This window comes from Nonomuraea coxensis DSM 45129 (assembly GCF_019397265.1).
GTDB lineage: Bacteria > Actinomycetota > Actinomycetes > Streptosporangiales > Streptosporangiaceae > Nonomuraea > Nonomuraea coxensis.
In genome coordinates, this window is sequence record NZ_CP068985.1 from 76,821 (window position 1) to 90,284 (window position 13,464).

Here is a 13,464-nt window from a genome sequence, read left to right on the forward strand (position 1 = left end):
GGCGACAGAAAAATGATCGCCTGGTTCGACCTCGCCGTCCGGGGTCAGGCAGAGGTGGTGACGTCTCCAATGACGATGGTTGAGGCCTGCGACGGCAGAATCACCGAGCAACGCTGGGACTGGGTGCTCTCCCGGCTCAACGTTTCCAATATCGGGAAAGACGAGGCCCGCCAGGCACGCCGACTCCTGGCCGACGCCAAGCTGCACGGCCACAAGTACGCGATCGACGCGGTTCTCGCCGTCATCGCACGGCAGCAAAAGGGACAGGTCACCGTCTTCACCTCGGACGTAGACGACCTGGAGAAGCTCGTCCCGGACACGATCGTTGTCAAAAGAATATGACCCCCTACGCTCGTCACCGGGCGCGCCCGCACCTTTCGGGGAGTGCAGAAGAGGACCGCTCAGGCCACCTGAGCTGAGGTAAATAGCCTAAGCGGCGCAGGGGCTATACAGGATCATCCGGTGAATGTTCCCGTCTGCGCTGTGTATGGCCGCTGATCTCCGGCAAGGTGGTCCGCTCTGGTGGCGGCGCACACAGTAATGCAGGACAGGTGCCCGAACGGGCGACGTCCGTCCCTGACGGGTGTCCGAACGCAAGTTCGATAGATCTGCAACGGAAGGCAAGCGCCCCATCGCCAACGACCGCATCGTTCGGGAACAAGCCCTCTGCTGTCGCTGGCCTGCACTATGCTCCCAGCGTGATTACGGGTGAGCTACGCAGCAGGATCGACAGGTTGTGGGACGCGTTCTGGTCCGGCGGGATCTCCAATCCGCTGGAGGTCATCGAACAGATCACCTACCTGATGTTCATCAAGCGGTTGGACGGCATCCAGACCACTAAGGAACACAAGGCCAACCGCACCGGCGGGGAGGTCGATAGCCCGATCTACTCGGCCGACACCAAGGACTTGCGCTGGTCGGTGTTCACGGAGAAACAGCCGGACCAGATGTACGAGATCGTAGCCAACGAGGTCTTCCCACAGTTGCGAGGGCTCGGCGGTGAGAAGTCCACCTACTCCCAACACATGAAAGATGCTCGGTTCACTATCCCCACCCCGAACCTGCTCACCAAGGCTGTGGACATCCTGGACGAGTTGCCCCTTGATCAGGGTGACGTCAAGGGCGACCTGTACGAGTACATGCTCAGTAAGATCGCCACGGCCGGCCAGAACGGCCAGTTCCGCACACCTCGGCACATCATCCAGCTCATGGTCGAGATGATGAACCCAAGCCCAAGAGATGAGATCTGCGACCCGGCCTGCGGGACCGCTGGTTTTCTGGTGGCCGCCGCCGAGTACGTCCAACGCGAGCACTACGACGCCCTTCTGGAACGCAACCAGCAACTGCACTTCCACAACAGCATGTTCCACGGATTCGACTTCGACTCGACCATGCTGCGGATCGCCAGCATGAACATGCTGCTGCACGAGATCGAAGAGCCCGACATCCGCTACCGCGACTCGCTGGCCCAGAACGTTGCCGACGAGACGGAGAAGTACTCCCTGATCCTGGCCAACCCGCCGTTCGCCGGCAGCCTCGACTACGAGACCACCGCCGAGGACCTGCTCCAGGTCGTCAAGACCAAGAAGACCGAACTGCTATTCCTGGCCCTGTTCCTGCGACTGCTAAAGCCCGGCGGCCGCGCTGCCGTCATCGTCCCGGACGGAGTGCTGTTCGGCTCTAGCAAGGCCCATGTGGGTCTGCGCAAGATGCTGGTCGAAAACCACAGGCTCGACGCGATCGTCAAGCTGCCATCGGGGGTTTTCAAGCCGTATGCGGGGGTCTCCACCGCGATCGTCTTCTTCACCAAGACCAACGCGGGCGGTACCGACAACGTCTGGTTCTACGAGGTTACCGCGGACGGATACAGCCTCGACGACAAGCGCACCCCACTGTTGTCGGAGGAGAAGCTGGGGCCGCGTCCCAATGTTGCCCTCGATGAGGCCGATCATGAGAAGAACAACCTCCCCGACGTTCTTGCCCGCTGGGCCCGCCGCGGCAACTCTGAACTGGAGCGCCCCCGGACCGCCCAGAGCTTCACCGTTGTCAAAGCCGACATCGTCTCACAAAATTACGATCTTAGCCTGAACCGCTACAAGGAAATCGTCCACGACGAGGGCGAACACCGTCCGCCCCTGGACATCATCGCGGACCTGGAATCACTCGAATCCGAGATTCAGTCTGGCCTCTCTATTCTGAAGGCAGCTATCCGATGAAGACTAATTCTCTCGGCGAAGTAGCTTTCTTTGTTCGGGGAGTGACCTTCAAGCCGTCCGATATAGTAAGCGGGAATTCGCCGGACAGTCTTTGGTGTATGCGAACAAGGAATATTCAAACCGAACTCGACCTGAGTGACGTTTGGTCAATCTCCCGATCGCATGTCAAGCGCCCTGAACAGATTCTTCAGTTCGGCGACGTTCTCGTGTCCAGCGCAAATAGCTGGAACCTTGTTGGAAAGTGCTGCTGGACTCCACAGCTGGACAATGAGGCTACGTTCGGAGGGTTCATAACGGCACTGCGAGCCGACCCCGCCAGACTTCATCCGCGCTATCTCTACTGGTGGTTTTCCTCGCCGACAGTCCAAGCAGCTGTCAGAAGCTTTGGTCGGCAGACTACAAACATTTCCAACCTGGATATTCACAGATGTCTTGCATTGAATATTCCAGTTCCACCACTCGAGGAGCAGCGGCGGCTCGCAGGTCTGCTAGATCAGGTAGACGATCTGCGAGCCAAGCGGCAACAGGCTATTGCTCTCCTTGACGACCTTGCACAGTCCATCTTCCTAGACATGTTCGGCAACCCCGCCACAAACCCGAAGGGCTGGGTAATCCGCACAGTCAGCGATCTGATCGAGTCGGCAACCTATGGCACAAGCCAAAAGGCGCACACGGCTGGAGATTTTCCGGTTCTTCGCATGGGGAATCTCACAGCCCAAGGAAGAATTGATCTTTCCAGTTTGAAATATCTCCCGACGTCTGAAGTGGGAGAACGTCACATTGTTCGCAAGGATGATATACTGTTTAATCGAACCAACAGCGCGGACCTCGTAGGCAAGACCGCCGTTTTTCGCGAGAACACCCCAATGGCCTACGCAGGCTACCTCGTACGAGTGCGAACGAATCCACAAAATCACCCAGAGTACATCTCAGCCTTCCTGAATAGCCGTTATGGCAAGAAGATATTGCGAAATATGTGCAAGAGCATCGTCGGCATGGCTAACATCAACGCCCGCGAGCTACAGAGCATCCGCATCCCAGCGCCGCCCCTCAAGCTTCAACAGGAATTCGCGCAGAGGCTGCAGGCGACGGAGCAGCAGAGAGCGGCGCACGTATCACACCTAGAAGCACTTGATGAGCTCTTCTCTTCCTTGCAAGCTAAGGCGTTTCGCGGGGAGTTGTGAGAGAATCGCGACCTCTGTCCGTGCTAGTGGGTTAGGGCGGTTGTCGTGAGCAACTTCGGGTTCCTGAAGACGGAGTGGCTGGAGCTGTACAGCGAGGCGATCCGGGCGGAGCGGTTAGCGATCGCCGACCCTCGGACGTCGTGCTTCTACGCACGGCGAACGATCGAGCTGGCGCTTAACTGGCTGTATAGGGCCGATGCCTCGCTGAGGGAGCCCTACCACCGCGACCTCAGCGCGATGATCAACGAGCCGACGTTGGTCAGCCTGGCAGGTCCGGGGCTGCGGGCAAAGATGGACGTGATCCGCAGGCAGGGCAACCTGGCAGTGCACTCGGCCAGGCAGGTGCACAGTAGGGACGCGACGCGGACCGTGGCAGAGCTGTTCCATGTGCTGTACTGGCTGGCCCGCAACTACGCGCAGCACGAGGCGGACGTCCCGCCGTCCGGGCTCGGGTTCGACGCATCGCTGATACCGGTACCCGAGCCCGCCTCAGTACGGCTTAAGAAGCAGGCCGAACTGAAGGCGATGGCTGCCCGGTTCGCCGAGCAGCAGGAGGAGCTGGCCAGGGAGCGCCGGCGCAGCCAGGATCTCGACGCCGAAATACAGCGGCTGCGGGAGCAGATCAAGGCAGCCAAGCTCGTTAACGCCCAACGGCGTGACACTCACGATTACAACGAGGCCGAAACCCGCGCCCACATCATCGACCTGCTGCTCCAGGAGGCAGGGTGGCCGCTGGACAAGGCCGAGGACCGGGAGTACCCGGTGGAAGGGCTGCCATCGACCACGTCCGGCAAGGGCAAGGTGGACTACGTCCTGTGGGACGACGACGGCAGACCGTTGGGCCTAGTGGAGGCCAAGGCCACCACTCACTCGGCCATGGAAGGACAGGAGCAGGCCAGAAGGTACGCCGATGCCCTGGAACGCAAATTCGGCAGGCGTCCGGTCATCTTTTACACCAACGGTTACGAGACCTGGATCTGGGACGACGGCAACAAGTACCCACCGCGGCCGACCCAGGGATTCTACACGAAGGACGAACTGCGTTCGCTAATCGCGCGGCGGGCGTCTCGGCAGGCGCTTAGCAGCACGCCGATCAACGAGGAGATCGTTGAGCGCTACTACCAGAATCGTGCCATCCGCCGGATTGGGGAACGTTTCGACCGGGACAACCAACGCCAGTCTCTTCTCGTCATGGCGACAGGTTCCGGCAAGACACGAACCGCCATCGCGCTGGTCGACGTGTTGCAGAAGGCCGGCTGGATCAAGCGGGTGCTGTTCCTCGCCGACCGCACGGAGCTGGTGGCGCAGGCGACCAACGCGTTCAAGCAGCACCTGCGCGGCACGCCTGTAATCAACCTCCTAACGGAGAAGGACGACAGCGCCCGGGTGTACGTCTCGACGTATCCGACCATGCTCAACCTAATCAACAAGGTGTCCGACAGCGGCGAACGCAAGTTCGGGCCAGGCTATTTCGATCTGGTGATCGTGGACGAAGCGCACCGGTCGATCTTCAACAAGTACCAGGCAATCTTCGACTACTTCGACGCGCTGCTGGTCGGACTCACCGCCACCCCCAAGAACGAGATCGACCGCAACACCTACCGGGTCTTCAACCTGGAGGAGGGCAACCCGACCGACGCCTACGACTTGGAGCAGGCCAAGAAGGACGGCTACTTGGTCGGTCCGTTCACCATCAACGTGCCGCTGAAGTTCCCGCAGCGCGGCGTCCGCTACGACGACCTCTCGGAGGAGGAGAAGGCTCGCTGGGACGAACTCGACTGGGACGAGGAGGACGGAGCCCCGACCGAGGTCACCGCCGACGAGGTCAACCGGTTCCTGTTCAACGACGACACCATCGACAAGATGCTCCAGACCGTCATGACCTACGGCTACCGCGTCGACGGCGGCGACCGACTCGGCAAGACGATCGTGTTCGCGCGCAATCAGCGGCACGCTGAGTTCATCGTCGCGCGGTTCAACCTGCTCTATCCAGAGCACGGAGGCGAGTTCGCCAGAGTGATCAGCCATCGGACGCGGGGCGCGGATCTGCTGATCGACGAATTCCGGCGCAAGGACTCGGCGCTGCGTATGGCAGTCTCGGTAGACATGCTCGACACAGGCATCGACATCCCCGAGGTCGTGAGCCTGGTCCTGGCTAAGGCTATCCGCTCCAAGACAAAGTTCTGGCAGATGATCGGCCGGGGTACACGGCTGTGTAAGGACCTGTTCGGCCCCGGGCAGGACAAGCAACAGTTCCTTGTCTTCGACCTGGCGCGCAACGTGGAGCACTTCAACGCCGATATCCCCGAAGCCCAGGGACGTACGCAGAAGTCGCTGAGCGAGCGACTGTTCGCCCAGCGCGCCGACCTGCTCTATGTCCTGGACCAGGAGCAACCTTCGACCGAAGGCGATGCCACCGTACGCAACGACGTGGCCACCCGTTTGCAGGGCGAGGTGGCCGGCATGAACAGGAATAACGTCGAGGTGCGGCGGCACTTGCGCGAGGTGGACGCTTTCCTCGACCCCGAGTCGTGGAAGCAGATCACCGCCGAGAAGCGCGACGAGCTTAAGGAGAAGCTGGCTGGCTTGCCCTCAACCTACAAAGACGACGACACCAGCGAGGAGGCCAAACGGTTCGATCTGCTCGCATTGCGGCTACAACTCGGGCTGCTTGTCGCTGATCCCGGGTATAACGCACTAAAGCTTCAGGTACAGCGGATCGCCGAGGACCTGCTTGACCCCACCACCCTCAACAATCCCGTAATTGGCCGGCACGTCGAGTTTCTCACCGACGTCGCGGGCGAGGACTGGTGGCAGGACATCACCTTGCCCATGCTGGAGACCATGCGCCGCACCATGCGTGGCCTGGTCCGGCTCATCCCCACCAAACACCGCGCCGTCGTCTACACGGACTTTGAGGACGAGCTCGGCGAGCTCAGCCACTCCGAGCTCAGGGGCCTGGAGATCGGCACCGACCGCACCAAGTTCGAGCGGAAGGTTCGCACCTATCTGCGCAGCCACGACGACAACCTCGTCGTTCAAAAGCTCCTGCGTGGCCGCCAGATCACCAGCTCAGATCTGGACGAACTCAAGAACGCCTTTCTCGACCTAGGCCTCGGCACCGAGGCTGACATGGACGAGATCGCTGAGCAGCACGAAGGGTTGGGTCTGTTCCTGCGTTCCATCACCGGCCTGAGCCGCGAAACTGCCATCCGTGCCTTTGATGATTTCCAGCAGGGCCGCAACCTCAGTCCTGCCGAGTACAGGTTCCTCGAGCTCATCATCGACTCCCTCACGAAAAACGGCTATCTGGACGTCGGCGACCTGTATGAACCACCCTTCAAGCGGCTTGGTGATCCCGACGTTGTCTTCCGCAACGCTTCCGACGTCGACGTCATCGTCAACGTCCTGAAGCTGGTGAAAGAGACCGCGATCCCAACAGAAGCTGAAGCGAGTTGACGATCAACAGTAGGTAATATCTTCGTGAGCAGGGTGTGTTGTCACTTAGGGCGTGCTCGATGAAGCTGGCCTTGCGGGCGGGCAAGGCAACCGAGGCGACGTTCACCAAAGGGACGGTCGCGTCGCCTCGGCCCCGGATCGCCCGACACGGAGGAGCCACACGTACAGCAGTCGAATAATCCATTTTGTCAGCCGCAGCTAGTAGGTTTCGTAACCAGCGTTCATCCTGGAGGTAACCATGACCACCCCCCCACAGTGGCGGATGGATGAGCTCGAGGCCCTTGAAGAACGGCTGGACAACGAGATCGCCGGGCTGGACGAGCAACTCGGTGCGGTGTACAGCCAGATCGAGGAACTCGCGTTCAGCATCGACGACTACCTCGCTGAGAACGACTTCATACAGGTAGAACAGGCGGTGAGCCAACTCGTAGGCCTTTTCAGAGAGGACATCGAAGACGATCTCGAGTACCTAATCAAGCTTTCCGAGATCAAGAATGGAGAAGGGGATTCCATGTCGTGCGGCGCGGAGATCCCGACCCTGTCCAAAGATAGGCTACCTAAGCGCGAGCCCACCCAATCCGACGACCATGATGACGTTGATTACGAGGTCTCGGCTCTGAACGAACGCGTCAACGCGTGTGCAAATCATCTCCGAGACCTCTTTGGCCAGGCACTTGAGCATTGGCAGGAAGCCAATGAGGCCGCGAACAACGGTTCCGGTCCTGCTGCCCGTACAGAACTTGGCTACGTCAGGAAGGTAGCTACGGAGGCAGGGAAGACGTTCGCCCTCTGGCAAGCCTGCTTGTCGGAGCTCTACGTTGTATCCCCCGGAAGTCTCGGCCCGATCAGCGACTTGTTGCTCATCCCGGTCGAACGGTGGATCAGGTCCGCGGAGTAGCGGGCTCTGAACGTCCGAGATATGGGAGCACCCCGTAACGTTGAATTGTCTGCAGCGTCTGGCTGATCGTTATGGTGGCTGGCACTCCCCGAGACCGCGGCAGTCTGGCCTTGCACACCCGTTCCGGATTCCGAGTGATCGGTGTCGGCGAACGCATGGGCCGCCATCATGGCGTCTGGCGCGACGTCACCGCGACTGAACGCCGCAGTTCGATCACCTCCTGAGTCCTCGCCCGTCCGCCACGCACGAGGCATCACTCCGCCGTTCGGTGGGTCGGGGCTGAGGAACGAAGCCCCGGACCTTCGATCGCCCTCAACTCGTATGGTGAGTGACCACCGCGCGATCGCAACCTGTATATGTATGGCGGCTGACCCATAGGCCAGCCCTGACGGCGGGACGACTTCCAGTGTGATTGATGACCGGCGACTGGCGGCCGTCCGAGCTAATGCGGCGAGCGGTGATGCGATGGATGCTCGCGGTAAAGGTACCCAGTAATGCCGATTCTGGGGCGCGGGCGGTGCGTGCCCGGACCGGCCGAAGAGCCGCAGCCGGGCACGCAGACCGCCCGGCGCGCCCGGCGGGCCGCGCAGCGGGCCGCCTTTAAAGCCGTAGAGAAAGTTCTCATCCAGCGACGATGCCGAGTTTATGATCTTGGTAACTGGCGCTGTTGTCCTACCGTGCTCGGCCCTGCAGTAGTGCCTGCCACACGGCCTGTCCTTCTCGGAGCCGCATGCGACGGGTCTCGCGGACCTCCTTCGCGGCGAGGTCTGTGCGGAGCAGGAAGAACTGTCCGCCTGTGGTGCAGAGCTCGTAGATGACCGCGTCGCAGTGGCAGGTCCAGGCGATGATTCGTCGTCGTGCATCCGTACGAGCCGTGAACCAGGCCAGCCGCATGTGGTTCGGCTGCGGCTGAGGCGGGTGAGGTGACAGGCAGTCGCTCATGTGGGTTGGCCGGTGGAGTTGAGAGGGATGAGCGCCCATACCGTGCGCCCGCCGTCGTCGCCGTGGACGCCCCAGCGTGTCGTCAGGCTCTCCACCAGGTACAGCCCACGGCCGTTCTGATCCGTGTTCTCGGCCTGGCATCGGCGCGGAGTTGAGGGGCCGCCTTCGTCGTGGACGGCGAGGATCAGCAGGGTGGTGCCTGCGTGGAGGGTGACGCCGAATCGGCCGCCGGCCTGGCCGCTGCGGGTGCGGCGGATGGCGTTGGTGGCCAGTTCGGATGTGACGAGTTCGGCGGTGTAGGCCTCGGGGCGGTCGCCGAGGTAGCTGTTGACGAATCGGCGCGCTTCGCTGATCTGGGCCTTGGTGCCGGGGAAGTTGCGACACCACCGGTGGATTTCTTGGCGGCTGTTCAGCGCTGGGTACATCGCCGTTTCCTTGCGTTCATGCAGGTCAACGCCCTGCGATCCGCTATCCGTACTTAAAGTACTGGTGCTATACTTCAAGTACAAGCGACTTGATGTACTTGCGCCGCACAATAAGTACTGGTCGAGTGAAGACACCGAGATCCCAGACCGTGACGGCGACTCAGGAGGCGTACATGTTCGGACTCATGGTGCGATTCACCTGCAAGGACGAGGAGAGCGCCGCAGCGTTCGACGCCCTCGTCGGTGAGACAATCGAGGCGATCCGCCGGCACGAGCCGGGAACGATCGTGTACGCCTCGCACCGGGTGGACGGTCAGCCGCTCCAGCGGATCTTCTACGAGCTGTACCGGGACCGCGACGCCTTCGACGCCCACGAGCAGACCGAGCACACCAGGCGCTTCCTGGCCGCTCGCGAGGAACTGCTGGCCTCGGTCGAGGTCGACTGGCTGGATCTGCTGAGCGGGAAGGGCACGACGTCGTGAGCATGGAGTATCAGCGGGCGCTCGGACGGCGCATCGCCCAAGAACGCAAACGGCGTGGCCTGTCGCAAGCTGAGCTGGCGCGGCTGGTGGACCGGTCGGTGGCGTGGATCTCGCAAGTTGAGCGGGGCGTCCGCAAGGTCGATCGCATGTCCGTGCTGGAGAAGGTCGCCGAGACGCTGGACGTACCGCTGTCGGAGCTGGCCGCTGAGGCGCCGGTGGTGGCGGCCACGACCGAGGAGATGCCGGGGACGGCCGGGCTACGGCTGGTGCTGTCCGGGGCGCACTCGTTGCAGGCCATGTTGCACGCCACGCCGGTGCCGCCGACCGAACAGCTCAAGCCGCGGGTGGATCACGCCTGGGAGCTGACGCATCAGAGCCGCTACGTCGAGCTGACGGAGCTGCTGCGTGGGCTCGTCCCGACGCTGGAGAACGCGGTACGGTCCGCGCCCGCTGAACGGCAAGCCGAGTTGTTCGAGCTGCTGGCGGTCACCTATCAGGCGTGTTCGGCGTCGCTGGCGAAGCTGGGTGAGCCGGAGGCGGCGTGGATCGCGGCCGATCGGGCCATCAGCGCGGCCGAGCGTGCCGGTAACCCGTTGATGATGGCGGCCGGGGCGTTCCGGCTGGGGTTCGTGTTCCTGGGGGCGCGTCACTTCGATCAGGTGGAGGAGACTGCGCGTACGGCTGCTGAGGCGCTGTGGTTCCTGACCGATCAGGGCAACGTGGAAGCGATGTCGCTGTGGGGCGGCCTGACCTTGCAGCGGGCGGTCGCGGCCTCGCGGCTCAATCAGGCCGATGTCGCCTACGAGCACCTGTCGCGAGCCCGCGGCATGGCCGCGCGGGTCGGTGAAGGGCGCAACGACTACAACACCGAGTTCGGGCCGGCCAACGTGGCGCTGCATGAGGTGGCCGTAGCGGTGGAGGTCGGTGACGCCGGGCATGCGCTGCGGGTCGGAACCGCGGTGGACGTCTCGACGCTGTCGGCCGAGCGGCGGGCACGGCTCGCGGTGGATCTGGCGCGGGCGCATGCGCAGCGTCGCCAGGTGGACGAGGCGGTGGCGCGGCTGCTGGAGGCGGAGGACGTGACGCCCGAGCAGATCCGTAACCATCGGGTAGTACGGCAGCTCGTCTCCGACCTGGTGTCGATGCAGGACCCGGCATCGACGGAGCTACGGGAACTGGCCGAGCGAGTGGGGGCGTAGAAAAAGTACGTGTCCACGTACTCTAAGTACTAGTGATTACTCTCAGTATCAGGTAGCGTTCGTGTTGTAGCTGGAACTCTCCGTAGTCGGAGGGTGGCAGCCCAGCACGAACGCTCTTCGCGTTTCAGGGGTGGATCAAGGAGGTCCGCTCACGGAAGGCGGAGAGAAGGCCACACATGAAAGTGGCCTGAGCGGGAGACCCGCCCAGGCCGGATGCGTTAGCACCCTAGTTGGCGCTTCGATGCTATCGCCTCCGAGCTGACGGCACGGTCTCCCTCGTCCTGAAACGCCTGATCAACAGGCTGACGAGAGGTGTATTCGCCATGCGTACCGTCCCCATCCCTGTGGACGTCAGCAAGCTCACCATCACCTGCGTGAAGGCCCCGCGCCCTCGCGTGCTCAACCGCGACACCGGCGAGATCAAGACCGACAAGAACGGCAACACCGTCTACGAGGTCACCGTGTCCGTGGAGGACGAGTTCGGCCGGATCGAGCTCGTCAAGATCGGCATCACCGGAGAGCCGCCCATCAAGGCCGGCGACGCCGTCAACGCGGTCGGGCTGCTCGGCTACGTCTGGGAGATCGCCGGCCGATGGGGCATCTCCTACCGCGCGACCGCCCTGCTTCCGCAGCAGGAGGCCGCCGATGTCTGACCAGCTCTACACGATGCTCGCAGTCCTGGCCGCTCTCGCGGCCGGGCTCTGGGCCTGGCGCCGCTTCCACTACCCGTCCTTCTGGCTCGTCATCGGCTTCCCGATCATCGCCATCACCATCCGGGCGACCTGGCGCAAGGTCGCCCTCGGCTGCGGCCTGACCAAGAAGCGGCAGCGCTTCTGGTTCACCACCGTTCCCGGCCTGGTCGCCTCGACCGGCGTCGTCCGGGTGCGGCGCAAGTGGCAGCGCATCGCCGTGGACACCAAGCCGTTCATGTGGCTACCGCTGCCGGCCCGTCACGGCTGGCGCGTCACCCTGCACACCCTGGAAGGACAGATTCCCGCCGACTACGCCGAGGTCGCCGAACGGCTCGCGCACTCCTGGGGCGTGCACGCCGTACGCGTCTCCTCCGACAAGCCCGGCCGGGTACGGCTGGCCGCCACCGTCCATGACCCCTTGGTCAAGGTCGATGAACTGCCACCGTCCACCGAGCTGCTCAAGGTCACCGTGGGCCGCCTGGAGACCGGCACACCGTGGGTGATCGACTTCCGCACCGTGCCGCACTGGCTGAACGCCGGAGCAACACAGTCCGGCAAGTCCAACCTCGCCAACGCCCTCATCGTCGGCCTCGCCCCGCAACCGGTCGCGCTGATCGGCTTCGATCTCAAGGGCGGCGTCGAGTTCACCCCGTACGCACCACGATTGTCCGCGCTGGCCACCTCCCGCGCCGAGTGTGGCGGGTTGCTGGAGGACCTGGTGGCGCTCATGACCGACCGGATGGGCGTGTGCCGGATGGCCGGCGCCCGCAACATCTGGCAACTCCCGCCCACCATGCGGCCGGTACCGATCGTGGTCCTGGTGGACGAGCTGGCCGAGCTTTACCTGATGGCCGACAAGTCGGAGAAAGACGAGATCGCCAAGACCTCGACAGCCCTGCTGCGGGTCGCCCAGCTCGGCCGGGCGTTCGGCATCTACCTGTTCTGCTGCGGACAGCGCATCGGCTCCGACCTCGGTCCCGGTGTGACCGCGCTCCGGGCGCAGTGCTCGGGCCGGATCTGCCACCGGGTCAACGATCCCGAGACCGCCACCATGACCCTCGGCGACCTCGACCCCGCCGCGCTCGACTCGGCTCGCACTATCGCCGCCGAGACGCCCGGCGTCGCCATCGTCGCCGGCCAGGACGGCCAGTGGTACCGCGCCCGCTCCTTCTACGTCACTGAGCAAACCGCCGAGCGCGCCGCCCGCACCTACGCGCACCTGGCGCCGCCTTGGTCCGAGGTGGTGACCGCCCAACCCATCGAGACGCCCGACCAGCAAACCGCCTGAACCGGCACTCCGAGGAGGAACTGAGATGCGCCGCATCACCGCCTGGCTCCTCGACACCGGCTCTGTCCTCGTCCTGGCACTCATCGCGGGTGCAGGCTCGTTCACCCACATCCGCGACACCGCCAGCGAACACGGACAGACCGGCTGGATGTCCTGGGCCATCGCCATCTGCATCGACCTGACCTGCGTCATGGCCGCCCGCGAACGCCAACGCGACAAGAAGACCGGCCGAACCCGGCGCGGCCCGGTCTCCTGGCCCGTCCTCGTCCTAACTGGCGGCATCATCCTGTCCCTGGCGGCCAACCTTGCCCAAGCCACACCAACCGTCTGGGGCTGGATCACCGCCGCCACCCCGGCCGGTGCCTTCCTGGTCGCGGTCTCCATGCTCGAACGCCGCGCCACGACCACCAGCGCCGACACACCACAGGACGTCCCGCAGACGTCCTCGCCCTCCGCGCAGACGTCCTCAGCCTCCGCAGGGTCCCGGGATGTCCCGGCCCGCCACGACAGCCCGACACCAGCTCCGGCCCTCGTCGACTACGCCCGCCGCGTCGCTGACGAGCACCGCGCCAAGCACGGCGAGCACATCTCGGCAGACCTCATCCGTGCCCGCCTGGGTGTCTCCGAGCAACTCGCCACGGATCTCCTCCACGTCCTGCAACCCGTTCAAGCTCACTGA

11 protein-coding genes are annotated in these 13,464 nt (G+C 63.3%); 10 read left to right on the forward strand and 1 reads right to left on the reverse strand.

The genetic code is table 11. The features are described 5' to 3' along the window. Positions 1–12 precede the first annotated feature (12 nt). The 5 genes from Nocox_RS00355 (at position 13) to Nocox_RS00375 (ending at position 7,757) form a co-directional block, all read left to right on the forward strand. The gene (locus Nocox_RS00355; RefSeq protein WP_020547022.1) at positions 13–342 is read left to right on the forward strand and encodes a hypothetical protein; all 330 of its coding nucleotides are present in this window, start codon (positions 13–15) and stop codon (positions 340–342) included. A gap of 356 nt (positions 343–698) precedes the next feature. Then, positions 699–2,216 (forward strand): type I restriction-modification system subunit M, encoded by a 1,518-nt coding sequence (locus tag Nocox_RS00360; RefSeq protein ID WP_026215132.1) that lies wholly within the window; start codon positions 699–701, stop codon positions 2,214–2,216. After that, a complete protein-coding gene (locus tag Nocox_RS00365) occupies positions 2,213–3,400 on the forward strand; it encodes a restriction endonuclease subunit S (RefSeq protein ID WP_033411166.1) in 1,188 nt (395 codons plus the stop codon). Before Nocox_RS00360 ends, Nocox_RS00365 begins: the two co-directional genes overlap by 4 nt. A 45-nt stretch (positions 3,401–3,445) precedes the next feature. Next, on the forward strand, positions 3,446–6,859 hold the full coding sequence (locus Nocox_RS00370) for a DEAD/DEAH box helicase family protein (RefSeq protein WP_020547019.1): 3,414 nt from the start codon (positions 3,446–3,448) through the stop codon (positions 6,857–6,859). Positions 6,860–7,121: 262 nt separating this feature from the next. Further along, complete coding sequence (locus Nocox_RS00375) at positions 7,122–7,757, forward strand: hypothetical protein (RefSeq protein WP_169577090.1); 636 nt, start codon at positions 7,122–7,124, stop codon at positions 7,755–7,757. A gap of 938 nt (positions 7,758–8,695) precedes the next feature. Here the strand turns inward: Nocox_RS00375 and Nocox_RS00380 are convergent. Then, positions 8,696–9,124: an ATP-binding protein gene (locus Nocox_RS00380; RefSeq protein ID WP_020547017.1), complete on the reverse strand. Its 429-nt coding sequence runs from the start codon at positions 9,122–9,124 to the stop codon at positions 8,696–8,698. Positions 9,125–9,309: 185 nt separating this feature from the next. Here Nocox_RS00380 and Nocox_RS00385 point away from each other — a divergent pair, with 185 nt between their 5' ends. The 5 genes from Nocox_RS00385 (at position 9,310) to Nocox_RS00405 (ending at position 13,464) form a co-directional block, all read left to right on the forward strand. Next, positions 9,310–9,606: a putative quinol monooxygenase gene (locus tag Nocox_RS00385; RefSeq protein WP_246649706.1), complete on the forward strand. Its 297-nt coding sequence runs from the start codon at positions 9,310–9,312 to the stop codon at positions 9,604–9,606. A 2-nt stretch (positions 9,607–9,608) separates the two neighbouring features. Beyond that, positions 9,609–10,805, forward strand: coding sequence for a helix-turn-helix domain-containing protein (locus Nocox_RS00390; protein ID WP_246649826.1), 1,197 nt, complete (start codon positions 9,609–9,611; stop codon positions 10,803–10,805). Between the two features lie 323 nt (positions 10,806–11,128). Next, a complete protein-coding gene (locus Nocox_RS00395; protein WP_033411164.1) occupies positions 11,129–11,458 on the forward strand; it encodes an SCO3933 family regulatory protein in 330 nt (109 codons plus the stop codon). Further along, positions 11,451–12,785, forward strand: a complete 1,335-nt coding sequence (locus Nocox_RS00400) for an FtsK/SpoIIIE domain-containing protein (RefSeq protein WP_020547013.1) — start codon at positions 11,451–11,453, stop codon at positions 12,783–12,785. Before Nocox_RS00395 ends, Nocox_RS00400 begins: the two co-directional genes overlap by 8 nt. A gap of 25 nt (positions 12,786–12,810) precedes the next feature. Further along, a complete protein-coding gene (locus tag Nocox_RS00405; RefSeq protein ID WP_020547012.1) occupies positions 12,811–13,464 on the forward strand; it encodes a DUF2637 domain-containing protein in 654 nt (217 codons plus the stop codon).

Excerpts from the sequence above, each read along its gene's own strand:
- Nocox_RS00355 (WP_020547022.1), top strand. The coding sequence starts at position 13 with ATGATCGCCTGGTTCGACCTCGCCGTCCGGGGTCAGGCAGAGGTGGTG.
- Nocox_RS00365 (WP_033411166.1), top strand. The coding sequence starts at position 2,213 with ATGAAGACTAATTCTCTCGGCGAAGTAGCTTTCTTTGTTCGGGGAGTG.
- Nocox_RS00375 (WP_169577090.1), top strand. The coding sequence starts at position 7,122 with ATGGATGAGCTCGAGGCCCTTGAAGAACGGCTGGACAACGAGATCGCC.
- Nocox_RS00380 (WP_020547017.1), bottom strand. The coding sequence starts at position 9,124 with ATGTACCCAGCGCTGAACAGCCGCCAAGAAATCCACCGGTGGTGTCGC.
- Nocox_RS00385 (WP_246649706.1), top strand. The coding sequence starts at position 9,310 with ATGGTGCGATTCACCTGCAAGGACGAGGAGAGCGCCGCAGCGTTCGAC.
- Nocox_RS00390 (WP_246649826.1), top strand. The coding sequence starts at position 9,609 with ATGGAGTATCAGCGGGCGCTCGGACGGCGCATCGCCCAAGAACGCAAA.
- Nocox_RS00395 (WP_033411164.1), top strand. The coding sequence starts at position 11,129 with ATGCGTACCGTCCCCATCCCTGTGGACGTCAGCAAGCTCACCATCACC.
- Nocox_RS00400 (WP_020547013.1), top strand. The coding sequence starts at position 11,451 with ATGTCTGACCAGCTCTACACGATGCTCGCAGTCCTGGCCGCTCTCGCG.
- Nocox_RS00405 (WP_020547012.1), top strand. The coding sequence starts at position 12,811 with ATGCGCCGCATCACCGCCTGGCTCCTCGACACCGGCTCTGTCCTCGTC.